The sequence below is a fragment of the Streptomyces sp. AC627_RSS907 genome (assembly GCF_019049165.1).
On the sequence record NZ_JAGMUE010000206.1, the window covers coordinates 1 to 558 of the forward strand.

General features: G+C 72.0%; 1 protein-coding gene and 1 pseudogene. Both read left to right on the plus strand.

What is annotated here, in order from left to right; all coding sequences use genetic code 11:
- Positions 1–308 (plus strand): annotated as a pseudogene (locus KUM32_RS32195) (cell wall assembly protein Knr4); the annotation flags it as partial.
- Positions 305–558 (plus strand): hypothetical protein (locus KUM32_RS32200; RefSeq protein WP_217145483.1); only part of this gene is annotated, 254 nt, incomplete at its 3' end. The pseudogene KUM32_RS32195 and the gene KUM32_RS32200, both read left to right, overlap by 4 nt.

Here is a 558-nt window from a genome sequence, read left to right on the forward strand (position 1 = left end):
ACGCCAACAAGTGCCTGCGGGACCACTTCACCAAGGACTACCTCGGTGTCGGGTTCGTGCAGGGCGGCGTCATCGCGGTCAAGGTGCGCGGCGAGGCGATCGGGTCGGTGTGGTTCTGCGCGTACGACGACGCGCGGGACCGGGACGGCTGGAGCGTGCGGGACCGGGTCGCGGAGCTGATGCTGCCCTGCGGCGACGACTTCGACGCCTTCCTGCTGCGCCTGGCGGGCAACCCGCCGGAGCTGGAGACCGTGGCCAACTTGATGGTGGACGGCGGCTTCGCGTACGTCGTCCCGGTGGAGGGATGAGCGCGATGGTGACCTTCGCGCAGGCGCAGGAGCGCGCGGAGCAGTGGGTCAACGGAGACGTCCCGCGCTACCAGCAGCGCGAGGTGCGGGTGCGGGAATTCGACCTCGGCTTCGTCGCCTGGGCCGAGGACCGCCCCGACGGGCCCTCGCGGGCGCCGGGCACCCAGAGCGCGCGGCTGGTCATCGCCCGCGACAGCGGCGAGACCACGCTGTGGCCGGGACTCCCGGTGGGCGAGGTGATCCGACGGTA